At 42.6% G+C, this 22,397-nt stretch carries 20 protein-coding genes and 1 pseudogene; 14 read left to right on the top strand and 7 right to left on the bottom strand.

What is annotated here, in order from left to right:
* Nucleotides 1-32: 32 nt before the first annotated feature.
* Nucleotides 33-515 carry a phosphohistidine phosphatase SixA gene (sixA, locus tag ACGF49_RS06315; RefSeq protein ID WP_112876303.1) on the top strand — a complete coding sequence of 161 codons (483 nt, stop codon included), beginning with the start codon at nt 33-35 and terminating at the stop codon, nt 513-515.
* A 20-nt stretch (nt 516-535) separates the two neighbouring features.
* On the opposite strand, the gene smrB is transcribed toward sixA, so the two are convergent.
* The gene (smrB, locus tag ACGF49_RS06310) at nt 536-1,069 is read right to left on the bottom strand and encodes an endonuclease SmrB (protein ID WP_112876302.1); all 534 of its coding nucleotides are present in this window, start codon (nt 1,067-1,069) and stop codon (nt 536-538) included.
* Between the two features lie 236 nt (nt 1,070-1,305).
* On the opposite strand from smrB, the gene hutI reads away from it, so the two are divergent.
* The 3 genes from hutI to hutC all read left to right on the top strand — a co-directional run bounded on the left by hutI (nt 1,306) and on the right by hutC (nt 4,358).
* Nucleotides 1,306-2,547: an imidazolonepropionase gene (gene hutI / locus ACGF49_RS06305; RefSeq protein WP_228901107.1), complete on the top strand. Its 1,242-nt coding sequence runs from the start codon at nt 1,306-1,308 to the stop codon at nt 2,545-2,547.
* A 17-nt stretch (nt 2,548-2,564) separates the two neighbouring features.
* Nucleotides 2,565-3,521, top strand: coding sequence for a formimidoylglutamase (gene hutG / locus ACGF49_RS06300; RefSeq protein WP_228901106.1), 957 nt, complete (start codon nt 2,565-2,567; stop codon nt 3,519-3,521).
* A gap of 105 nt (nt 3,522-3,626) precedes the next feature.
* Nucleotides 3,627-4,358 carry a histidine utilization repressor gene (hutC, locus tag ACGF49_RS06295; protein WP_228901105.1) on the top strand — a complete coding sequence of 244 codons (732 nt, stop codon included), beginning with the start codon at nt 3,627-3,629 and terminating at the stop codon, nt 4,356-4,358.
* Here hutC and ACGF49_RS06290 read toward each other — a convergent pair.
* Nucleotides 4,348-5,004 carry an HAD family phosphatase gene (locus ACGF49_RS06290; protein WP_113041741.1) on the bottom strand — a complete coding sequence of 219 codons (657 nt, stop codon included), beginning with the start codon at nt 5,002-5,004 and terminating at the stop codon, nt 4,348-4,350. The two genes, hutC and ACGF49_RS06290, sit on opposite strands and share 11 nt — an antisense overlap.
* Nucleotides 5,005-5,117: 113 nt before the next feature.
* On the bottom strand, nt 5,118-6,392 hold the full coding sequence (locus ACGF49_RS06285; protein ID WP_158536517.1) for an FAD-dependent oxidoreductase: 1,275 nt from the start codon (nt 6,390-6,392) through the stop codon (nt 5,118-5,120).
* A gap of 249 nt (nt 6,393-6,641) precedes the next feature.
* On the opposite strand from ACGF49_RS06285, the gene ACGF49_RS06280 reads away from it, so the two are divergent.
* On the top strand, nt 6,642-7,241 hold the full coding sequence (locus ACGF49_RS06280; RefSeq protein WP_158536518.1) for a TetR/AcrR family transcriptional regulator C-terminal ligand-binding domain-containing protein: 600 nt from the start codon (nt 6,642-6,644) through the stop codon (nt 7,239-7,241).
* Between the two features lie 413 nt (nt 7,242-7,654).
* Here the strand turns inward: ACGF49_RS06280 and ACGF49_RS06275 are convergent.
* Nucleotides 7,655-7,965: pseudogene (locus tag ACGF49_RS06275) on the bottom strand (helix-turn-helix domain-containing protein); the annotation flags it as partial.
* Between the two features lie 580 nt (nt 7,966-8,545).
* Between ACGF49_RS06275 and hutU the strand changes: the two are divergent.
* The 8 genes from hutU (at nt 8,546) to ACGF49_RS06235 (ending at nt 17,394) form a co-directional block, all read left to right on the top strand.
* Entirely contained in the window at nt 8,546-10,225 is a 1,680-nt protein-coding gene (gene hutU / locus ACGF49_RS06270) for a urocanate hydratase (RefSeq protein ID WP_228901103.1), read from the top strand.
* Between the two features lie 8 nt (nt 10,226-10,233).
* Nucleotides 10,234-11,778 carry a histidine ammonia-lyase gene (gene hutH, locus ACGF49_RS06265; protein WP_387490155.1) on the top strand — a complete coding sequence of 515 codons (1,545 nt, stop codon included), beginning with the start codon at nt 10,234-10,236 and terminating at the stop codon, nt 11,776-11,778.
* A gap of 87 nt (nt 11,779-11,865) precedes the next feature.
* The gene (locus ACGF49_RS06260) at nt 11,866-13,260 is read left to right on the top strand and encodes an amino acid permease (protein ID WP_228901100.1); all 1,395 of its coding nucleotides are present in this window, start codon (nt 11,866-11,868) and stop codon (nt 13,258-13,260) included.
* A gap of 231 nt (nt 13,261-13,491) precedes the next feature.
* A complete protein-coding gene (gene prmB, locus ACGF49_RS06255) occupies nt 13,492-14,424 on the top strand; it encodes a 50S ribosomal protein L3 N(5)-glutamine methyltransferase (protein ID WP_113041746.1) in 933 nt (310 codons plus the stop codon).
* A 115-nt stretch (nt 14,425-14,539) separates the two neighbouring features.
* Nucleotides 14,540-15,625: a chorismate synthase gene (gene aroC / locus ACGF49_RS06250; protein WP_113041747.1), complete on the top strand. Its 1,086-nt coding sequence runs from the start codon at nt 14,540-14,542 to the stop codon at nt 15,623-15,625.
* 88 nt (nt 15,626-15,713) lie between these two features.
* Nucleotides 15,714-16,517, top strand: coding sequence for a sulfite exporter TauE/SafE family protein (locus ACGF49_RS06245; protein WP_228901097.1), 804 nt, complete (start codon nt 15,714-15,716; stop codon nt 16,515-16,517).
* Nucleotides 16,518-16,539: 22 nt separating this feature from the next.
* Nucleotides 16,540-17,091 carry an elongation factor P hydroxylase gene (locus ACGF49_RS06240; protein WP_228901096.1) on the top strand — a complete coding sequence of 184 codons (552 nt, stop codon included), beginning with the start codon at nt 16,540-16,542 and terminating at the stop codon, nt 17,089-17,091.
* A 24-nt stretch (nt 17,092-17,115) separates the two neighbouring features.
* Nucleotides 17,116-17,394 carry a YfcL family protein gene (locus tag ACGF49_RS06235; RefSeq protein WP_228901095.1) on the top strand — a complete coding sequence of 93 codons (279 nt, stop codon included), beginning with the start codon at nt 17,116-17,118 and terminating at the stop codon, nt 17,392-17,394.
* A gap of 74 nt (nt 17,395-17,468) precedes the next feature.
* On the opposite strand, the gene mnmC is transcribed toward ACGF49_RS06235, so the two are convergent.
* The 3 genes from mnmC to ACGF49_RS06220 all read right to left on the bottom strand — a co-directional run bounded on the left by mnmC (nt 17,469) and on the right by ACGF49_RS06220 (nt 20,483).
* A complete protein-coding gene (mnmC, locus tag ACGF49_RS06230) occupies nt 17,469-19,505 on the bottom strand; it encodes a bifunctional tRNA (5-methylaminomethyl-2-thiouridine)(34)-methyltransferase MnmD/FAD-dependent 5-carboxymethylaminomethyl-2-thiouridine(34) oxidoreductase MnmC (RefSeq protein WP_387490149.1) in 2,037 nt (678 codons plus the stop codon).
* A gap of 116 nt (nt 19,506-19,621) precedes the next feature.
* Complete coding sequence (locus ACGF49_RS06225) at nt 19,622-19,750, bottom strand: hypothetical protein (RefSeq protein ID WP_262405128.1); 129 nt, start codon at nt 19,748-19,750, stop codon at nt 19,622-19,624.
* 187 nt (nt 19,751-19,937) lie between these two features.
* Nucleotides 19,938-20,483, bottom strand: a complete 546-nt coding sequence (locus tag ACGF49_RS06220) for a hypothetical protein (RefSeq protein WP_113041751.1) — start codon at nt 20,481-20,483, stop codon at nt 19,938-19,940.
* 677 nt (nt 20,484-21,160) lie between these two features.
* On the opposite strand from ACGF49_RS06220, the gene fabB reads away from it, so the two are divergent.
* On the top strand, nt 21,161-22,375 hold the full coding sequence (gene fabB, locus ACGF49_RS06215) for a beta-ketoacyl-ACP synthase I (RefSeq protein WP_387490144.1): 1,215 nt from the start codon (nt 21,161-21,163) through the stop codon (nt 22,373-22,375).
* The last annotated feature ends 22 nt before the right edge of the window (nt 22,376-22,397 follow it).

Here is a 22,397-nt window from a genome sequence, read left to right as displayed (position 1 = left end):
ATAACTGCACTTACTCATTCATACGGTGGACTATGCAAATTTTTATTATGCGTCATGGTGACGCGGCTTTAGATGCAATTAGTGATGCTGCCCGGCAACTCACTCCTCGCGGTTGTGATGAATCGCAAAAAATGGCTTGTTGGTTAGCACAGCAAAAGCATCAGATTGATCTCGTATTGGTGAGTCCTTATATTCGCGCTGAACAAACGTTACAGATTGTTCGTAAATCCTTATCTTTGCCGGATGGTGAAGAGGTGTTGTTGGGATTAACGCCGTCAGGTGATGCGGCTACAGTGAGTAGTTATCTCCAGTTTCTTGCTGAACAAGGTCATAACGCTGTTTTAGTTGTCTCTCACTTACCATTAGTCAGCTACTTAGTTGCTGAGCTATGTCCGGCAGAAACACCACCGATGTTTGCAACTTCTGCAATGATATGCGTGGATTTAAACAGCCAGACTGGCAAAGGGACTCTTGCCTGGCAGGTCAGCCCGTCTCAATTGGTAGCAAAAGCCTAATAACTCAGCGGCGTATTGGCTCAAGGCTCATCAAGTTCGATAAGCATCAATAGTGCGGCGTTACCTCCCCATTCCTTTGGCGCTTGATGAAAGGCTATGATATCTGGGTGTTGGGCTAACCACAGCGGTGTTTGCTGTTTGAGAATGTGTTTTCCGTGGCCGTGCATGATACAAGCACAATAGACATGTTCACGACGGCAAGCAGCGATCAATGCTCCAATTTCCTGTTTGGCCTGCATTTGAGTTAATCCGTGTAAATCAAGAAACAGTTCTGGCGAATAGTCACCTCGACGTAATTTCTTCAATTCATAATGGTTTGTATCTTCCCTTACGTAACGCGTAGGGCCCTCGGTATCAAGGTTGGGCTGAAATTCATCAGAAAAATAGTAGCTGGCATCAATTTGCTCTTGCTGAATTCGTTCAGGGGCAATATAGCTGGTTTTTTTTCTTCTGGGAGAATGTAAGACGGTATCTTGGTTGATGCGTTTAGTGCCTGTTACCGATTGTTGAAATAAGTGAATCTCTTCCTCATTCAGGGAGTATTTATTTTTCATCATTGCTCAGTTGATTAAACCATTTTGTGACAAGTGTACTGCATCTTTTTAACTATTAAACCTGATTATGTTTAATAAAACCTGATTTTACCGAGTTTGTGGTTTAAAAATGCTGATAAGAAGGTATATCCAGATAGTTAATAAAATAATTTGACAATGACAGTTGGTTGGAAAATAAATGTATATACAATTAAAAAACTGATTTATCAGATACAGACCAATACAGGATGCTGATCATGGTAATAGAACTGTGTGATACTGATATCATCTGGCGTAATGCAAGACTGGCAACAATGGATTCTGCTGTCAAGGCAGCTTACGGATTATTAAAAGAATATGATCTTGTGGTGCGTGATGACAAAATTTTAGCTATTTTGCCCACTGCAACATTACAGACGAGTCGTTGTCAGGTAATTGATGTCCAACAACGCTTAATTACCCCTGGTTTAATCGATTGTCACACCCATTTAGTGTTTGGTGGTAACCGAGCTTATGAGTGGGAACAGCGTTTAAATGGTATGTCCTATGCTGAACTCAGCGCTCAGGGAGGGGGGATTAATGCGACAGTTTCTGCGACTCGGGCCAGTTCTCATGAACAACTTGAGCGTTCTGCGCAACAACGCCTTGCTGCATTTATGGCCGAAGGTGTGACCACCATTGAGATTAAATCGGGTTATGGATTAAATCTGGAAAATGAAGAAAAGTTGCTACAGGTTGCGCAGCACTTGGCGCGACATAACCCGATCGAGATCAGTCCCACATTGCTTGCTGCTCATACTTGTCCACCTGAATATAAGCATAATCCCGATGCTTATATGGATCTGATTTGCGAAGATATCCTTCCACAACTTTGGCAAAAAGGGCTGTTTGAGGCAGTAGATATTTTTTGTGAGAGTGTAGGATTTAATCTGGCACAAACTGAGCGACTCTTTCAGGAAGCACAGCGTTGGAACATTCCAGTAAAAGGTCATGTGGAACAGTTATCTCATTTAGGCGGGAGTGAACTGGTCGCTCGCTATCATGGTCTTTCTGTGGATCATATTGAATATTTAGATCAAGCGGGAGTTGAGTCGCTCAGTCACAGTGGTACGGTAGCTGTTTTGCTTCCTGGTGCGTTCTACTTTTTGCAGGAAACACAGCGCCCTCCTATTGATTTATTGCGGCAATTTAATGTGCCGATAGCTGTATCTACCGATTTTAATCCTGGAACCAGCCCATTTGCTTCTTTGAGAATGACCATGAATATGGCATGTGTACAATTTGGATTGACTCCTGAAGAGGTATGGTTAGGTGTAACCCGACATGCGGCTCGGGCATTGGGCAGAGAACAGCATCACGGACAGTTGCGTGCAGGAGCTTACGCCGATTTTGTTGTCTGGGATGCAGAAAACCCCGTTGATATTTTCTATGAGTTGGGTCATAACCCTTTGAATACCAGAGTGTTTCGTGGTGTTATGACTCATTCCAGCATTATGTAACAGATAAGGAGCGGTAAATGAATTTATGGCATGCTACTTCGCCGACTATTTGGCAAGGACGAAATGATTTGGCAGAAGCGGATAATGCACTACGGCTTTTTCAAACAGTTAAACTATCTCCGTATTTTACGCCGGAAGAATTTTCTCACTATATTGCTCTCTTAGGGTTTGAATGTGATGAAGGTGTAAAGCGCAATCAGGGGAGGCCTGGTGCCAATCAAGGCCCTGATTATTTGCGGCAGTCGTTGGCAAATATGGCTAGTCATAAAGGGCATGATAGATTGGTCGATTTGGGAAGCGTTCACGCTAATCCCAATCAATTGAGTGAAGCACAACAAGCCTTGTCTGATGCCGTTACCCAATGTCAACGTCAGAATGTACGTACCTTGGTATTGGGTGGTGGACATGAAACGGCTTTTGCTCATGGTGTTGGAATTTATGATGCTTTTCCACATCAACGTGTTGGTATTATTAACTTTGATGCTCATCTCGATTTACGGCGTTCGCCGCAGCCCACTTCTGGTACACCATTTCGTCAACTTGCTGAATATTGTCAGCAACATCAACGTCTATTTCACTATACTTGCATTGGCACAAGTTTGGCGTCTAATACGCAGGCATTGGTGGATGAAGCAAATCACTTGAACGCTACGATTATCTGGGATAATCAATGTCGTGAAACTATGCTGGACAAGGTGCAACAGCAGATACAAGATATACTCCAGCAAGTTGATTTGATTTACATGACGATCGATTTGGATGTATTACCTGCTTATCAGATGCCAGCAGTCTCTGCGCCAGCCGCATTGGGGTTGCCATTGGAGCGCCTTCTGCAATTAATTCAGCCAATTTGTCAGAGCGGTAAACTACAGGCGGCTGATTTGGTTGAGCTCAATCCAATATTTGATATACAAGGTATAGGTGGAAGAGCAGCAGCACGTCTTGCCTGGCAATTAGCACATTGGTGGTATTGATTATCTAAAATAACAGTACTATTGTGTTTTCTATTTTGGCAAAGATAGCTTGATAAAGTGAGTGTAATTAATCACTTAACATTTTTACAGCATAAGGAATTTATTGTGACGACGCACTTATCAGGATCATTTGCCAAACCTGTGCCCCTGTATGCCAAAGTGAAACAATCTATCATTGAAAAAATCTACACTGGTGAATGGAAATCAAATGATCGTGTTCCTTCTGAAGCTGAATTGGTTAAACAGTTTAACTGTAGCCGTATGACTGCTAACCGTGCACTGCGTGAGTTGACTGCTGAAGGGCTATTAGTACGGCTGCAAGGCGTGGGATCGTTTGTCGCTGAACCGAAGGGGCAATCCGCTCTGTTCGAAATTCACAGCATTGCTGATGAGATTTCAGCTCGTTCTCATCAGCATCGCTGTAAAATATTAAAATTATCCGAGCTGGATGCGGATGTGAAACAGGCCGCTGAATTGGACATTATTATTGGTACGCCGATTTATCATTCGGTTATTGTCCATTATGAAAACGATGTTCCTGTTCAAATAGAAGATCGTTATGTCAATGCTCAATCGGTGCCTGATTATTTGCAACAGGATTTTACGAAACTTACGCCACACGATTATTTGTCAATGATTGCACCTCTAACGGAAGGTGAACACATTGTGGAAGCTATTGCTGGCGATCCTCGATCCTGCAAGTTGTTGCAAATTGAGTCAGGGGCTCCCTGTTTGTTAATTAGTCGCCGAACTTGGTCGACTCATTACACTGTTTCCAGTGCCAGGCTGTTATTTCCCGGTAATCGGTATAAATTGAAAGGACGTTTCAACTCATAGCTATATCCTCATAACTGATTTTTTTCCGTATGAGCTGATAGGGTTGCCATAGATCATTACCTTCATAATGGATTAATGCGATTTCACGTATTTTATCCGTTCCATTTATGGCAACCGTATTGGTAAGCGCATTAAATAAGGGGATGTCAGAGCCAGAATCACCATAGGCAACACATTTTTCCAAATTTAGCCCATGTTCCTGTACATATTTTTTCACTATCTGTAATTTACTTTCGGGTGTTAATATCTGTTCTGGATCAATCGATTCACGAAAAGGTAAAGCAGGAAAATTTGATGCAACAACGATATCAACCCCAAAATTTTTTAAATGTTGGGCAAAGAAGTCTGGTGATAGGGTAATGACCATAGATATTTCACCTTTGGTTCTGATATCGTCAAAAACCTCTTTTATTCCTCCAATCCACGGTGAGGCATGAAAAACTTTAGCAACGTCAGCGTACTGCAAGTTTGACCATAGACGTTGTAATTCAGCGGCAAATTTCTTGGTATCTATATCTCCTTGAGAAAATTGTTTTTCCAGCAGATGAAGCTCTGTCAGGCAATTCATTGTACGGGCAATTTCCAGACTTGCTGTGGTTCCTCTGAGAAGAGTGCCATCCATATCAAAAACATGTAATACTTTCATAATAAACCTAAGTAAATTTTTCGTTATAGGGGGAGGGTAGGTTTGTTCGTGATGGTAAACATATAGGGATTACCTATCTTAGTAATCCCCCGCTTATTCAGTTAGCTCACGAATTAGGCGGCTTCTACTGCCAAGGTTTTAAGAACCGCTGAGGCGGCATAGTGACCACTAATCATTGCAGCAACAATACCTCTGAAAATTCCACAAGCGTCACCTGCAATCCATACAGGATAAGGGGAAGTTTCCAGGCTTAAATCGCCGTCAAGACTGGGGTACCAACCGACACCTTCCAATGTAGGCCCGACGATATGCGTATTTTCGTGATCGATTTCGGGAAATTTTTTAATGATATTACGCAATCCTTGTAACATCTTATCGAATAGTTCTTCTCCGTAAATAGATGCAAGCTGTGTAATTATGTGAGCATTTCCTGCTAATATATCTTGTACTTTGATTCTAAAGTAAGAATCCTTTTGCTTCATGGCAGAAACAACATTGTTGAGTGTTCGGTCCGCGATATCTTCATCAAGAATACGTGTATTAAATCCAACATTAGATCGTCCTGTAGAAGGGCCGTCAGAATGACCGGAAACGGTCCATAAATCTTGAGTTTTTGTTAATACTGTTTCGCCATCCCGGCAAGCACAGAAAGTACGCCATTCAATAACGCCATCATCCGACCGAAACTTTAACTTCGGGTCGAGTTGCTTCATATTTTTAAAAAATGCCAAATCTTCTTGCTGTTCAATGCGGAACCCAACTTCTAACCGATTGAAAGATTGTTTTTTAACTAGACTGGCAATCTCTAATGGACCAAATCTTCCACTAGCTAAAATGATTCGTCGGCATTCAATTTGATAAGTATTGGCATTTTTGTCTCTTAAATTCATAATCAGAGCATCTTTTCTTTTGACGTATTTATAAGACAGGAATTTAGTTTGTGTGATGATATCTGCATCTGCCGTTTGCACCATATCTTCAACAAGATTAATTCTATCTTCAAGAGACATATAATTAGAGGGATAATCTTTTAATACCCATTCCCCGGAACCTACTGTAAAGTCTTTGGGATTTGTTGGGAATGGCGGTGTGTCCAGACCATATGTGTTTAGCGTGGTGCATGTCCATTCATAAGCTTGCCGTAATTCCAGTTCATTTGGTAACTCCCAAAGTGCACTGGCAGAAGGAAAAAATGAGAATTTTCCGTCAGAAAACAGCCCTGCACCACCGTGTCCTTCGGTTATCTCAACGAGATTATCTTTATCGCGTTCATGAATAGCTTTGCCATTATCGATTAGTACGACTCGTAAACCTTTTCCTTTCAATTTCTGTACCGCAGCTAAACCTGCTGGGCCAGCGCCAATAACAGCGACATCATATACAGACATTTCTCTCCTCCATTCTTTAGTCAGAATTAATGTTCCTGGGAACATTTTCTATGAGTTGAGCATTGAATTATTTGTTCGGTTTTACGGAGTACATCCCGTTTTTTGCTAGAAATAGCATTCTATTCCGATTACCCTTATCAAATACGAAACTTCTAGTATCGAAAATAGAGCATCTAAACTTGCTTTTCTGATATTATTTGTCAATACCAAATTGTGGGTATCTTAATTTGTCAATGAATGGAGCGATTTATGAGTGAGAATGAGCGGCTATCCCCATTAAGACGTGGGCGTCCACGCGATAATGACACGACAAAAGCTGTGTTGAATGCTGCACTTGTTCTCGTTGAAAGTGGACGGATTGCAGATATTACTATTAACCATATTGCCTTGTATTCAGGCGTTGCGAAATCGACTATTTATCGTAGATGGCCGAATGTATCAGCAGTTTTAATGGATGCTTTCTTTGATGATATTGAACCTCTAATTATTTATGACAAACAGATGCCGGTGATAGAATCCATGCGGATTACCATTAAAAAGCTTATTGAAGTGTTGCAAAGTAAGCACGGGTTGCTGTTCAGGTATCTGTTGGGATCAGCACAGTACGATACTGAGGTGAGAGAGGTTTTTATTCAGCGCTGGCTTGAACCACGACGACAGTTAGGAAAGCAGATTATTTTACATGCTATCGAGCGAGGAGAGATTTCTTCTCATACTGATCGGGACTTATTGTTAGACTGCATTTTCGGTGCTATTTACTACAAATATATGGTTTCTTTTTCTCTCGTTACACCTGAATTTGTCGATAAGGTTATTGATTGTGCGTTTGGTGGTTTGGCTAGGGATTAAATGCTCATTTCGATAAGGAAGTATTTATTAGCGGTTACAGGTGTTCTGTCCAAAGAGTGATTTTTGCTAAGTCAAAATAACCTTTTTATTATTGATTACGGTTGTAAGATTAATCTGACGGGGTCAGCAATGCCAGCCCCGTTAACCATAATCAGGTTATATTGATATACCCGTTATCTTTCAAGTTGCCTCTTTGTTGACTGCACTCGCTCACCCCCGTCACATAGTTACCTATGCTGCCGGGGATTCACTCCCTTGCCGCCGCGATGCATCTTGAAATCCATAGGGTATATATATTCAAGCGCACATATTTGTCACCAACCTTATTCTTATAAATTTACTTTCTGAAATTATTATTATCTTTATTTATCTTACTATAATCATAGTCTTTTGCAGCGTAATAATGAAATTTAGGCCACGATTTCATGTGTGTGATGGAAAAGATTTTGAGATAAGTGGTCGATTAAAAAATCAGTTTGCTTTCGAGAAAGTAAACTATCAGACCCCCATTATCAGATTGAAGTTTCCCCTGATTGAGGTAATCACCGATATGGCGGTCAACGGTGGTCTGATGGAGTCGCAATGCCTGGGCTATCATCACAGAACTCCACCCTTCAGAAGCCAGAAGGATAGCTTTTATTCTGTCTCGTACTTGACCATCACGAGTTGTGTCGTGAAGACGCTCAAGTTTGATTTTTTGTTCTGATGTAATAAATATTTTCATAGCGAGAATAATGATCTCCATTTCGTATAAAACCAAGCATCTTCAATGATTGCTAGCATATATTGTATAACAAGCTTTTTAATTAGAGCAAGATCGCTAATGTTTTTTTAATCACGAATAAAGAATAAATCAATTAATTCGGCGAAATAGCGCTAAAAAATTTTCTCAGTGGTCAAGTTGAGTAAAATACAGACAATGTAATTGCTGACAAGGTAATGCCGTCATGATTACTCGTTCTGCTTTGAAAAAAGAGAGGCCAGCGATCGAATACCATCATCGAAAAATGGATGATCTGGGTACGCAATACGGGTTATGGCTGTAGTACTAGGAAAATCTTTCCTTCCTTAAATCATATTTTTGTAAAATTAATGTAAATAATTTGTGATTATAAACACAAAAATAAGAAAAATATGATTCCTTGATAATTGGAGAAAAATAATATTAACAAATTGATTCATAAGAAAATAAAAACAATAAACTCATAAATTTATCATTTTAGCTAATGGTTTGGTCTATTGAATATACATGTATGTACAACTATACATTTAGCAAATATCTAAAGACCAAAAGGAGCCAGACCGTGACCGCCCAAAATAGTAAATTCCGTAATGTTGGTATCCGGGCACCCAGAGGAACACAATTAACAGCCAAAAGTTGGCTAACCGAAGCTCCTCTGCGCATGTTAATGAATAATCTTGATCCAGAAGTTGCTGAAAACTCTGATGAACTGGTGGTGTATGGTGGTATTGGTCGGGCTGCTAGAAATTGGGAGTGCTATGACAAGATTATTGAAACACTGAAAGAGTTGGAAGACGATGAAACGTTGTTAATCCAATCGGGTAAGCCGGTTGGGGTATTTAAAACCCATAGCAATGCCCCACGGGTACTTATTGCAAATTCGAATTTGGTGCCGCACTGGGCGACTTGGGAACACTTCAACGAGCTGGATGCTAAAGGGCTGGCTATGTACGGCCAAATGACGGCGGGTAGCTGGATTTACATTGGCAGCCAGGGAATTGTTCAAGGCACCTATGAAACGTTTGTGGAAGCTGGTCGCCAGCATTATAACGGTAATTTACAGGGCCGTTGGGTGTTAACTGCTGGTTTGGGAGGGATGGGGGGAGCACAACCGCTGGCTGCAACACTGGCTGGAGCGTGTTCGCTAAATATTGAGTGCCAGCAAAGCAGGATTGATTTCCGTCTGCGTACTGGTTATGTCGATGAACAAGCGAAAGATCTGGATGACGGCCTGGCTCGAATCGAAAAATATACTCAGGAAGGTAAAGCCATCTCTATCGCACTGTGCGGTAATGCCGCTGAAATTTTGCCAGAATTAGTCCGTCGTGGCGTACGCCCGGATTTGGTCACTGACCAGACAAGTGCACACGATCCTCTCAATGGCTATCTACCGAAAAACTGGAGTTGGGAAGAATACCGCCAACGTGCTATTTCAGCACCGGAAGAGGTCATCAAAGCAGCAAAATCTTCAATGATAGAACATGTTAAGGCGATGTTGATTTTCCAGCAACAGGGCATTCCTGTTTTTGATTACGGCAACAACATTCGCCAAATGGCATATGAAGTCGGCGTAGAAAATGCTTTCGATTTTCCTGGTTTTGTTCCTACTTATATTCGCCCGTTATTTTGCCGTGGTATCGGGCCCTTCCGCTGGGTAGCGCTTTCTGGTGATCCACAGGATATCTATAAAACTGACGCTAAAGTTAAAGAATTACTCCCCGATGATCAACATTTGCATCATTGGCTAGATATGGCGAGGGAACGTATCAGCTTTCAGGGTCTACCTGCCCGTATCTGTTGGGTTGGTTTAGGGCAACGAGCCAAGCTAGGGTTAGCTTTTAACGAAATGGTACGCAGTGGAGAACTTTCTGCACCGATTGTTATTGGTCGTGACCATCTGGATTCCGGCTCTGTAGCCAGTCCGAACCGCGAAACCGAATCTATGTGTGATGGCTCTGATGCCGTTTCGGACTGGCCGTTGTTAAACGCCTTACTTAACACCGCCAGCGGTGCTACCTGGGTTTCTCTGCATCATGGCGGTGGTGTCGGCATGGGTTTCTCACAACATGCCGGTATGGTGATTGTTTGTGATGGAACTGATGAAGCCGCAGAACGTATAGCACGGGTGCTACATAACGATCCGGCCACTGGGGTTATGCGTCATGCTGATGCAGGTTATGAAATCGCTATCCATTGTGCCAAAGAGCAAGGATTAGACTTGCCGATGCTTAATACAAAATAAGGAACATTATGAAGCAGCTAACTATTTATCCAGGCAAATTGACCCTTGATGAGCTACGTCAGGTTTATCTACAACCAATAAAAATCACGCTGGATAGCCAAATTTTTCCTGCTATTGAACACAGCGTGGAGTGTGTTAATGCGATTCTTGCTGAAAATCGCATTGCCTATGGGATTAATACCGGGTTCGGGCTATTAGCCAGTACACGAATTGAAGAAGATAATTTAGAAAAATTACAGCGTTCGCTTGTCGTCTCTCATGCTGCCGGGGTCGGTGAAGCGTTGGACGATAATATGACCCGGTTGATCATGGTATTGAAAATTAACAGTCTCTCCCGTGGTTACTCAGGTATTCGTCTCGCCGTTATTCAAGCATTAATCGCGTTAGTCAATGCGGAAATTTATCCTCATATTCCCTGTAAAGGATCGGTGGGGGCTTCGGGTGATTTAGCGCCGTTGGCACATATGAGCCTGTTATTACTTGGGGAAGGGCAAGCGCATTATCAGGGCGAATGGCTGCCAGCCAAAGAAGCGCTGGCAAAGGCCAATTTACAACCCATTACATTAGCGGCTAAAGAAGGTTTGGCGTTACTCAACGGAACCCAAGTATCCACGGCTTTTGCGTTACGTGGGTTATTTGAGGCAGAAGATCTGTTGGCGGCAGCGATAGTTTGTGGTTCTTTATCTGTAGAGGCGGCATTGGGTTCCCGCAAACCATTTGATGCCCGTGTACATGAGGTACGGGGGCAACAGGGGCAGATCGATGTTGCCGCATTGTATCGTCATGTATTAGAGGAGAGCAGCGAACTATCAGATTCTCACATCAATTGCCCAAAGGTACAGGACCCTTATTCATTACGTTGTCAGCCACAAGTCATGGGTGCTTGCCTGACTCAGTTGCGCCATGCTGCTGATGTTATTCTGACTGAAGCTAATGCCGTATCTGATAACCCACTGGTGTTTGCTGAGCAGGGAGAAGTGATTTCCGGTGGTAACTTCCATGCTGAACCTGTTGCAATGGCGTCTGATAATTTGGCTCTGGTATTGGCAGAGATAGGTGCATTGTCAGAACGACGTATTGCGTTGTTGATGGATTCACATATGTCACAACTTCCGCCTTTTCTGGTTGAGAATGGTGGTGTGAATTCAGGTTTTATGATTGCACAAGTGACGGCAGCGGCGCTTGCCAGTGAAAATAAAGCATTGGCACACCCGGCGAGTGTTGACAGTTTACCAACTTCGGCCAATCAAGAGGATCATGTATCAATGGCACCGGCTGCGGGACGTCGTTTATGGGAGATGGCAGAAAATACCCGAGGTATTCTGGCAATTGAATGGTTATCTGCCTGCCAGGGGATCGATTTCCGTAATGGCTTGAAAAGCAGCCCGATTTTGGAAGAAGCGCGTGTTATCTTGAGAGCGAAAGTAGATTATTACGATCAGGATCGTTTCTTTGCACCTGATATTAATGCTGCTGTGAAATTATTATCTGAGCAACATCTCTCCTCATTACTTCCTTCTGGACAGATATTACAGAGTAAAAATAACTGTTAAATCAACCAATGGCCGGCGCCCGACCGGCCTGATTGTCACATTTATCTTTCTCATAAAACCCAATAATAAAAGATAAGAGGGTAAATCATGCAAGCTTCATTACAACTAGAGCGAGGACTCAACGCACGCCATATCCGGTTTATGGCGTTGGGTTCTGCGATTGGTACAGGTCTTTTTTATGGTTCTGCTGAAGCAATAAACATGGCCGGTCCGGCGGTATTGTTAGCTTATTTAGTGGGCGGTGCTGCTGTCTTTATGGTTATGCGTGCTTTAGGAGAAATGGCGGTTTACAGACCGGATGCCGGCTCTTTCGCCAGTTACGCTCATCAATATTTAGGCCCGTTACCCGGATTTATTACCGGCTGGACTTATACTTTCGAAATGATCATTGTTTGTCTGGCGGATGTGACTGCTTTTGGCATTTATATGGGGCTATGGTACCCGGAAGTGCCGCGTTGGATATGGGTACTTAGTATTATTTTCATTATTGGCGCGCTCAATCTTTGTAAAGTCAAAGTATTTGGCGAAATGGAATTCTGGTTATCGATTCTGAAAGTTGCTGCAATCAGCGCCATGATTATTGCCGGAACCGGTATTATTCTGTTTGGTTTTAGCGGCCATTTTCAGGCAACGGGGGTTCAAAATCTGTGGCAACACGGAGGGTTTATGCCTAATGGGTTGAGGGGCATTATTGAGTCTTTGGCTGTTGTGATGTTTGCTTTCGGTGGTATCGAAATTATCGGTATTACATCCAGTGAAGCTAAAAATCCGGCGAAAATGATCCCGCAAGCGATTAACTCTATCCCGTTTCGTATTCTTCTGTTTTATGTACTCACTATTTTTGTATTAATGGCAATTTACCCTTGGAGCAGTATCGGCCAAGAAGGTAGTCCATTTGTCGCAATATTTCAGGGGTTAGGCATTGGTTCGGCAGCGAATATTCTGAATATTATCGTCATTACGGCGGCAATTTCGGCCATTAACAGCGATATTTTTGGTGCCGGTCGTATGATGTATGGTATGGCGGAGAAAGGATTAGCCCATAAAAAATTTATGCATTTAAGCCGTAACGGTGTGCCTTGGGTGACGATCATGGTTATGACATTGGCGTTATTGTGTGCTGTGGTTCTCAATTATTTGCTCCCTAAACAGATATTTGTCATTGTTGCTTCGATTGCGACTTTTGCCACTGTGTGGGTCTGGTTAATGATTTTGCTATCTCAATTTGCTATGCGCAGAAAAATGTCACCGGGAGAAGCAAAAAAATTACAATTCCCAGTACCGATGTGGCCTGTTGCGCCGATTTTGACCATCGTATTTATGATATTTATTATTGCTGTTCTCAGTTACTTCCCTGCGACACGAATTGCGTTCTATGTGGGAGGCGTATGGATCGCGCTGTTAATATCCGCCTATTATTTATGGATACGAAAAAATGTCATTATTGTGAGCGCTCAATCAGCCAAAGAAACACGGTGTTAAATAGGTAGAAACCAAACCGTCTTGTTGTTGAATAAGACGGTTTGCCCCGAAAATTAATTAAAAATTTACGATAAAATATCTGGGTTGCCTTTTTAGTTGTCATTCCTTAATTCATTGTTCGCTTAACATTAGTACTTAAAATTCTATATCATTAACCTGATATAAAGCTGATTTGTCTCAATGATCGTGGCAAACTAACAGGCTAATGAATTTGCAGGGTTGGAGGCGCTTTTGGACAAGATTTTTATCGATGAGGCAGTAGCTGAGTTATATACCATTCAGGATATGTTGCGCTGGTCTGTTAGCCGGTTTAATGCGGCGAATATTTATTACGGGCACGGTACAGACAATCCCTGGGATGAGGCACTGCAACTGGTTCTTCCATCACTGTTTTTGCCGTTGGATATCCCACAAGAGATGCTAACCACGCGACTGACATCAACTGAACGTCATCGTATTGTTGAACGGGTACTGCGCCGTATTAATGAGCGTATTCCAGTTGCTTATTTGACTAACAGAGCCTGGTTTTGTGGTCATGAATTTTATGTTGATGAACGGGTTTTGGTTCCGCGTTCACCGATTGGTGAATTAATTAATAATGAATTTGCAGGATTGATCCCTGACCAACCCGCTAATATCCTCGATCTCTGCACGGGTAGTGGTTGTATTGCCATTGCCTGTGCATATGTTTTCCCGGAAGCGGAAATAGATGCGGTGGATATTTCCGCAGATGTGCTGGCCGTAACTGAACAGAATATTCAGAATCACAGCCTTGACCACCGGGTCATTCCGATTCGTTCTGATCTGTTCCGCGATATGCCACCGGTTAAATACGATCTTATTGTCACGAACCCGCCTTATGTCGATGCCGAGGATATGAGCGACTTGCCGGAAGAGTTTCGCCGTGAGCCTGAGCTGGGTTTGGCGGCAGGTTCGGATGGTTTGAAACTGGCACGCCGTATTCTGGCAACTGCGCCAAATTTTCTTACTGAACGAGGCGTGTTGATTTGTGAGGTTGGTAACAGTATGGTGCATTTGATTGAACAATATCCTGATGTGCCATTTACTTGGTTGGAATTTGAATATGGTGGTGACGGCGTATTTATGTTGACACGTCAACAGTTGGTTGAACATCACGAACATTTTCGCTTATTCAAAGATTGAATAATTGAATAATTGAATAATTGAATAATTGAATAATTGAATAGTCTGGTAGCTGCGGTAATAATGCAAAACGGGCAGAGTTAAATAAAAGAACGGTTAACAGGAAGGAATTGGGATGGCGGGAAATAGTATCGGGCAATTTTTCCGGGTCACCACTTTTGGCGAATCTCACGGTTTGGCGTTGGGATGTATTGTCGATGGTGTGCCACCGGGCATTGCAATCACAGAAGCTGATTTGCAAGTTGATTTAGATAGGCGTCGTCCGGGAACTTCCCGTTATACAACGCAGCGCCGTGAGCCGGATCAGGTTCGCATTCTTTCTGGTGTATTTGAAGGGGTAACCACTGGCACCAGTATCGGTTTACTCATTGAAAATACTGACCAGCGTTCTCAGGATTACAGCGCTATTAAAGATGTATTTCGTCCGGGCCATGCCGATTACACTTATGAACAGAAATACGGTATCCGCGACTATCGTGGTGGTGGCCGTTCTTCTGCTCGCGAAACGGCAATGCGTGTTGCGGCAGGTGCAATAGCGAAAAAATATTTACTGGATAAATATGGCATTCGTGTCCGTGCTTGCTTGACCCAAATGGGTAATATCCATTGCCAATTGAAAGATTGGGAACAGGTGGAACAAAACCCATTTTTCAGTCCTGATGAGACCAAACTTGAACAACTTGATGCCCTGATGCGTGAACTGAAAAAGGCGGGCGATTCTATTGGCGCGAAAGTGACGGTTGTCGCGGAAAATGTTCCTGCTGGTTTGGGAGAACCGGTTTTCGACCGCCTTGATGCTGATATTGCTCATGCGCTGATGAGTATTAATGCAGTAAAAGGTGTTGAAATTGGTGATGGTTTTGGTGTTATCAATTTACGTGGCAGCGAAAACAGAGATGAAATAACTGCTCGGGGATTCACCAGTAATCATGCGGGAGGAATTCTGGGGGGTATTAGCAGTAGCCAACCAATTGTTGCTCATATTGCGTTGAAGCCAACTTCTAGCATCATGGTGCCAGGTAAAACGATTAACCGTCAGGGTGAAGAAGTGGAAATGGTCACTCGTGGTCGCCATGATCCTTGTGTTGGTATCCGTGCTGTACCGATTGCAGAAGCTATGATGGCGATTGTGCTGATGGATCACCTATTACGCCAGCGGGCGCAGTGTGCTGATGTCGAATCCAGCCTTCCTCGCTGGTGAATTTGAGAATGAAGCTAGCCTTGAAAATTCCAGAGACTGAAATGGGTAGCTTAATGTTGATAAGCGGTTTCTTTTGATGGGATGAAATATGGACTGGTTATTGTCATTAGGTGGGGAAGTTTACGTTCTGCTCTTTTTGGTTGCAGTGATGGCTGGGTTTATTGACTCGATTTCGGGTGGTGGCGGTCTATTGACCATCCCAGCGCTGTTATCCGTTGGTGTCTCTCCGGTGCAGGCGTTGGCGACCAACAAGTTGCAGGCAGTGGGAGGCTCCTTCTCTGCCAGCCTCTATTTTGTTCGTTACGGTGAGGTTGATCTCAAATCTCAACGCTTTGCCATACTGATGACATTACTTGGTTCAATGGCTGGTGCGATTATTGTCCAGTTTATAAAGCCAGATTTTCTCTGTCAGCTATTACCGGTTCTGGTCATTATCATTGGTCTTTATTTCCTTTTGACGCCAGCCATTGGTATGGAAGATAGCCATCGTCGCTTGACGCCTGTGGCTTTTGCCTTGTTTATCGGGAGTGGGCTTGGTTTATATGACGGCATATTTGGCCCCGGTGTTGGCTCATTTTATGCATTAGCTTATGTCGTGCTGTGCGGCTATAACCTGGCAAAATCCACCGCGCATGCTAAGGTACTGAACTTTGCTTCTAATATAGGTTCACTGGCGCTTTTTATCCTTGGCGGTCAAGTTTTGTGGATATTGGGCCTTGTGATGTTGGCAGGGCAGGTGATTGGCGCGCGGTTAGGCGCAAGTTTGGTTTTGACCCATGGGCAAAAATTGATTCGCCCTATGATTGTCATTATCTCTTTTTTGATGAGTATTAAGCTACTGAATGATAATCACGGCGATACGATCCGTAGCTGGCTAGCATTTTATTTTTGATTCAGGATCTTGTTTTTAATTCATGATAACGCATAACTATCAACAACTTATTGATATTTTTAATCGCTGTTTTGGTGATGAATACAACACCCGTTTGGTTAAAGGTGATAATGAACCTATTTATCTGCCAGCAGATGAAGAGGTCTCCTATAACCGGATTGTGTTTGCTCATGGTTTCTATGCCAGTGCATTACATGAAATTGCTCATTGGTGCATTGCGGGTAAAGAGCGTCGTAAGCTAGTGGATTTTGGTTATTGGTATTGCCCGGATGGGCGTGATGCACAGACGCAAAGTGAATTTGAAAAAGTAGAAATTAAACCACAGGCACTTGATTGGTTGTTTTGTACTGCGGCAGGTTTTCCGTTTAATGTCAGTTGTGACAATCTTGAAGGGGATTTTGAACCTGACAGATTAGCTTTTCAGCGTAAAGTTCATGCTCAGATCATGGATTATTTAGCGCAGGGGATACCTGCAAGAGCGGAGTGCTTTATTCAGGGGTTGCACTCGTTCTACAATACGCCCCCATTGAAAGCGGAACATTTTCCCTATCCGGAAGATATATTCGCAGATTGAGAATACTGAATTTGAGGAAAAATAATGCTCGCTGAGTTTGAAACGCGTATTTTGGCGCAAATTGATGACATGGTAGATCGTGCCAGTGATGATGAATTGTTTGCTGGTGGTTATCTCCGTGGGCATCTTACTTTAGCGGTGGCAGAATTGGAGCAGGAAGGTGCGCATACGGCTGAACAGCTTCATGACCGTGTTGAAGAAAGTATCCAAAATGCGATTAAAGCTGGGGAACTGGCGCCACCGGATCAGGTTCTTGTTCTTAATACCTGGCAGCGCCTATTGGATAATGCTAAAACTCAATAATTTTATTAAGAGGCAGAAAACGAACTGTGCTACCAAAATTCATATGAATATCTAACAACTTGCGGCGCGGTTCCTTAATAGCTTTTCAATTTACGGCCTCTCAGTAGTTTTCTGATCCAGAAACGGTTTGGGTGAAGGGCCGCCAGTGTTTCATTATCCAGTGGTAATGGCTCATCAAAGATCTGCCCTGCAAGAATTTCTGCACTGAGTGGCGCAGAGCATAATCCACGGGAACCTAATGCCCCGATAACAAACAGATTGGAATAACAAGGTGCATCTATGATGGGACTCCTTGTGCGGATTTTTTCTGGCAAATCTTGATAATCTGTCATTATCTTATTGAGATCCGGCACATTTCCCACCATTGGCATGTGGTCCCGAACAACGCAGCGAATACCTTGGCGGGATTGTTTAGCAGAAACATCAACTTGGTTTACCCATTCGGCATTAGGTAAACATTTCAGCAATCGATCACGGTTTTCTTGTTGTTCTGTTTCAGAATATTCACTATCAAGCCGATAACGCTGATAACTGGCGCCGATACAGTGGTGTTGATTGGCTGGATTAGCTGGTGTCATATAACCATCATAGCAAAGCACATTTTGCAATTGGCTCAGATCAGCTGTGGTTGGGATGTGGCTGACTTGACCACGTACAGCAGTTACCGGCAGTTTCTCGGTTTGTTCAAACTGGGGTAGATGATGACCGTTAGCAATCACCACCGTTTTGTGCTGTGTGTTTAACGATTGCCCTTGATGCATCAGATGCAGTTGCCAGCCATGTTGGTTGTGATTAAGCGCGGTAACTTGATGATTGAAGCGACAGAGCATGCCTTGCTGTTGTGCCAATGCTGTTGCTGCTTTTGTGAGTTCAGCCGGGCATAGCCATCCGCCCTGTGGATAGTGAATGCCGTGGTGATGAATATCCAACCCACATTTTTCACTCAACTGGTGACAATTCATGCCGATGGCGAGTTCATTCGGCCATTCTGTTGCCAGAATTTTCTCAATTTTCCTGCTACTTTTTTCATCATAAGCAAGTTGGCTGACACTACACCATTGGTGGTCGAAATCAATTCCTTGCGCTGATAGCTGCTCATACTGGCGGCGGGCAAAGGTAAATGCCGGGGTAAAGAATTTTTCGAGTTCGTTATTATTACCGTTAAGTAATGGGTAAAGTGCTCCTTGGCGATTACCGGATGCACCTTGTGCCGGGGTTGTATCCTGACAATAAAGAGTCACCTGCGCTCCACGACGCAGTAGCGCGAGTGCGGTGAAAATACTGGCAATCCCGCCGCCGATAATGGCGATATCATTGGTGCAACTTGCTGACGGCCGGGCAAACCAAGGCGCAGGTAACGGCTGATATTTCTGAGTTGCCAGAGTCCCAGTCAGCATTTCTCTTTTGCGGCCAAATCCTTTGACTTTGCTGACATTAAAACCGGCTTGTTGTAAACCACGACGGACAATACCCGCAGAAGTAAAGGTTGCAAAAGTGCCTTCTGGATGAGCAAATTGCGCCATTGCAGCAAACAACTGTTCACTCCACATTTGCGGGTTTTTGGCAGGCGCAAAGCCATCTAAAAACCAGGCATCTACTTTGCCGTGAAGACTAGAACCCATTGTTGGTAACAGATCATTGACGTCACCAAACCATAAATCCAATGTGACAGCGCCATTTGCCATAATCAATCGGTGGCAGCCTGCCAGTGGTTGAGGCCATTGTTGGCAAAGTTGCTGCGAAAAAATCTCAAGCTCAGGCCAGCGTTGATGTGCGGCTTTTAAGTCGTTGGTTTTCAGTGGATACTTCTCAAAACTGATGAAATGTAGACGTTTCAATGGCGTATCAGGATCTTGCTGTCGAAATGCATCAAATGCTTGCCAGAGCGTCAGAAAATTTAATCCCGTTCCGAAGCCGGTTTCCGCGATTACACAACTAGAACGGGAATGCGTGCAGAATCGTTGGGGGAAGCGGTTACCGTTGAGAAATACATAACGGGTTTCTTCCAGCCCATCCTGATTTGAGAAGTAAACGTCATCAAACTGTGTTGAAATCGGAGTACCTTGATCATTCCAACTTAGGGTTGCGGTACAAATAGCAGAATTTTTCACGGTAATGCCTGTAATATTACTGATAATAATGCGATTTTAGCGAGGTTGGGGTTGATGTACCACCTGGCAGAAGAAAAGAGTGGAAAAGTGTTGAGCCTTGCTTGCGGTGTGTACGGTTAGTCACCTCCATCTATTTTATTTTTATAAATCAATCTATAAATGGTCTCATGATGCAAGGATATTATTTTATACCCGTCATCTTTCAAGCCGCCTCTTTGTTGGCTGCACTCACTAACCCCGGTCACATAGTTATCTATGCTCCCGGGGATTCGTTCCCTTGCCGTCGCGATGCAACTTGAAATCCATAGGGCATATACTGCTTTAGATAATCAACCACTTGCTTTGTATTTATTATGAATAAGCTTTCTTCATAATAACAACGGAATGTTCAATTAAGTAAGTCCCCGCCAGTGTGTGAAGCGGGGATTGTATTTATAAATGAATGTGAAATTCACATAATTTTTTAAATTCTTTTGATTGCTTCTCTTTTAAATGCGAGGAAATCGTATCAATCATTGATACCACTTTGCGTTTAGCTGCCTCTTTATCACCGCCATTATGATTTACTTCTTCAATATAGGATGAACATAACTTACAAAATTCAACTACTCTCTTTTCAAGGGTATTTGAATATTTGTCGATAAAATCATAATGGCGGTAATTATTAGCTCGTTTTAAGTAATCTGAGTTTTGCATCGGTGTAGGTATAAATACCTCCTCTGAATTGAACCCAGTAATCTCCTTAGTATAACTTCTGTATATAGACTCTAATAACCGCTGATTTTTACTGGATATAATCATAATTAGTCCGTAAAGCGTGATGAATGCGCCAATTAGGATATGATTTTGTTGTGAAGAAATTGGTTCTATTTTGTTAAATTTGTTGCCGTATTGTGATAAAATATTTATGTCCATATTAAAAGCCACTAAGATCCATATGATACCAACGCTCAGTAGAAGATAACCAAGTCCTTTCATTATTAACCCCCATTAGGATTATTAGGTAAAGTTACCTAGGTCTTACAATGAACCGACCATTTGCATATGACATAGCATAATTACCATCATTTTTTGTGTGAATAATGGCTTTATCGGTTGATAAAGTCAGAAAACTTTCTGTTCTAAAACATTTGTTGCTGTAAGTTTGAGTATTTCCCGTAATTCAGTCAGTAATATAACATAGGGATTGATTCATTTCATAAAAATTTTATTCATCCTTATTATTCGCAGTTATTAAATTTGTTTCTAATTAGTAAGGAATTTAATAAAAATAGCAAGTATAGAAACTTCTATATAAATATAAGCCTACTAATCATTATTCTGATGCTTGATAAATTCATGTGTATTGTATTGATATTATTATCTTTAGCCTAAATTTTTGATGGAAATTACGAGTGTTTTTTTGATCTTATTGTTTACCAAAATAATTCCTATCTGAAATTTATTTTTATCTATTAAAATCTAAATCTTTTGTACTGTATTCTATGAAAGTTAACAGTTGTTTTGACGTGAAAACATTTTTGGGATTTTTAGTGAGATGAATTTTTCTTCGTAATTTTATCCTGATCGGACTTGTTCAGCGTACAAGTGTACGCTAAAGTGCTACATAGCATAGATGGAAATCCAGCAGATAAACATATTTAATGAGGTATTTAATGAAGCGTGTAGTGATCACTGGCTTAGGTATTGTTTCCAGCATTGGTAATAATCAGAAAGAAGTACTGGCATCTCTGAAAGAAGGCCGCTCCGGAATAACTTTTTCCTCACAATTTAAAGAGATAGGGATGAGAAGCCATGTCTGGGGTAATGTGAAACTGGATACCTCCGGATTAATAGACCGAAAAATTCAGCGTTTCATGAGCGATGCCTCTGTTTATGCTTATCTGGCGATGGAAGAGGCAATTAAAGATTCTGGCCTGGCTGATGATCAGGTTTCCAATATTCGTAGCGGATTGGTAGTGGGTTCTGGTGGTGGTTCCCCGTATAACCAGGTTGCGGGTGCTGATGGGATGCGTACTCGTGGTTTGCGTGGTGTGGGACCTTATATGGTAACCCGCTCAATGGCTTCTGGTGTATCAGCTTGCCTTGCAACTCCGTTTAAAATCAAAGGGGTAAACTACTCTATCAGTTCTGCATGCTCTACTTCTGCCCATTGCATAGGCCATGCAGCTGAACTTATTCAGTTAGGAAAACAGGATATTGTTTTTGCCGGTGGTGGTGAAGAACTCTGTTGGGAAATGAGTTGTGAATTTGATGCAATGGGTGCACTTTCAACGAAATACAACGAAATGCCAGAAAAAGCGTCCCGTACTTACGATAAGAGCCGTGATGGTTTTATTATTGCTGGCGGCGGCGGTATTGTTGTTGTGGAAGAATTAGAGCATGCATTGGCACGCGGCGCGCACATATACGCTGAAATTGTTGGTTATGGAGCAACCTCTGATGGCGCAGATATGGTTGTTCCATCTGGCGAAGGTGCGGTTCGTTGTATGAATATGGCACTGCAAGATGTGAAAGGTTCCATTGATTATGTGAACACGCATGGTACATCTACTCCTGCGGGTGATGTGAAAGAGTTGGAGGCGATCAGGGAAGTCTTTGGTGATACAACACCGGCAATTTCTGCAACAAAAGCGATGACCGGCCATTCACTGGGTGCTGCTGGTGTACACGAAGCAATTTATAGCCTACTGATGTTAGAGCATGGTTTTATTGCACCAAGTATTAACATTGAAGCTCTTGATGATAAAGCGGTAGGCATGAATATCATCACTAAACCTACTGAGCAAAAATTGAATACCGTGATGTCCAATAGTTTTGGTTTCGGTGGTACTAATGCTTCTTTGGTGATGAGCAAGTATTCAGCTTAATTTCCCTCATCACAGACTGTTT

Origin of the sequence: Photorhabdus sp. RM96S, from assembly GCF_042879335.1 — a bacterium.
GTDB lineage: Bacteria > Pseudomonadota > Gammaproteobacteria > Enterobacterales > Enterobacteriaceae > Photorhabdus > Photorhabdus kayaii.
Note: the sequence above shows the minus strand (reverse complement) of the source record. Positions and strands in the feature narration are given on the sequence as shown.

Excerpts from the sequence above, each read along its gene's own strand:
- hutI (WP_228901107.1), top strand. The coding sequence starts at position 1,306 with ATGGTAATAGAACTGTGTGATACTGATATCATCTGGCGTAATGCAAGA.
- sixA (WP_112876303.1), top strand. The coding sequence starts at position 33 with ATGCAAATTTTTATTATGCGTCATGGTGACGCGGCTTTAGATGCAATT.
- fabB (WP_387490144.1), top strand. The coding sequence starts at position 21,161 with ATGAAGCGTGTAGTGATCACTGGCTTAGGTATTGTTTCCAGCATTGGT.
- ACGF49_RS06285 (WP_158536517.1), bottom strand. The coding sequence starts at position 6,392 with ATGTCTGTATATGATGTCGCTGTTATTGGCGCTGGCCCAGCAGGTTTA.
- aroC (WP_113041747.1), top strand. The coding sequence starts at position 14,540 with ATGGCGGGAAATAGTATCGGGCAATTTTTCCGGGTCACCACTTTTGGC.
- ACGF49_RS06220 (WP_113041751.1), bottom strand. The coding sequence starts at position 20,483 with ATGAAAGGACTTGGTTATCTTCTACTGAGCGTTGGTATCATATGGATC.
- ACGF49_RS06240 (WP_228901096.1), top strand. The coding sequence starts at position 16,540 with ATGATAACGCATAACTATCAACAACTTATTGATATTTTTAATCGCTGT.
- ACGF49_RS06245 (WP_228901097.1), top strand. The coding sequence starts at position 15,714 with ATGGACTGGTTATTGTCATTAGGTGGGGAAGTTTACGTTCTGCTCTTT.
- ACGF49_RS06235 (WP_228901095.1), top strand. The coding sequence starts at position 17,116 with ATGCTCGCTGAGTTTGAAACGCGTATTTTGGCGCAAATTGATGACATG.
- ACGF49_RS06280 (WP_158536518.1), top strand. The coding sequence starts at position 6,642 with ATGAGTGAGAATGAGCGGCTATCCCCATTAAGACGTGGGCGTCCACGC.
- smrB (WP_112876302.1), bottom strand. The coding sequence starts at position 1,069 with ATGAAAAATAAATACTCCCTGAATGAGGAAGAGATTCACTTATTTCAA.
- ACGF49_RS06290 (WP_113041741.1), bottom strand. The coding sequence starts at position 5,004 with ATGAAAGTATTACATGTTTTTGATATGGATGGCACTCTTCTCAGAGGA.
- hutG (WP_228901106.1), top strand. The coding sequence starts at position 2,565 with ATGAATTTATGGCATGCTACTTCGCCGACTATTTGGCAAGGACGAAAT.
- hutH (WP_387490155.1), top strand. The coding sequence starts at position 10,234 with ATGAAGCAGCTAACTATTTATCCAGGCAAATTGACCCTTGATGAGCTA.
- ACGF49_RS06260 (WP_228901100.1), top strand. The coding sequence starts at position 11,866 with ATGCAAGCTTCATTACAACTAGAGCGAGGACTCAACGCACGCCATATC.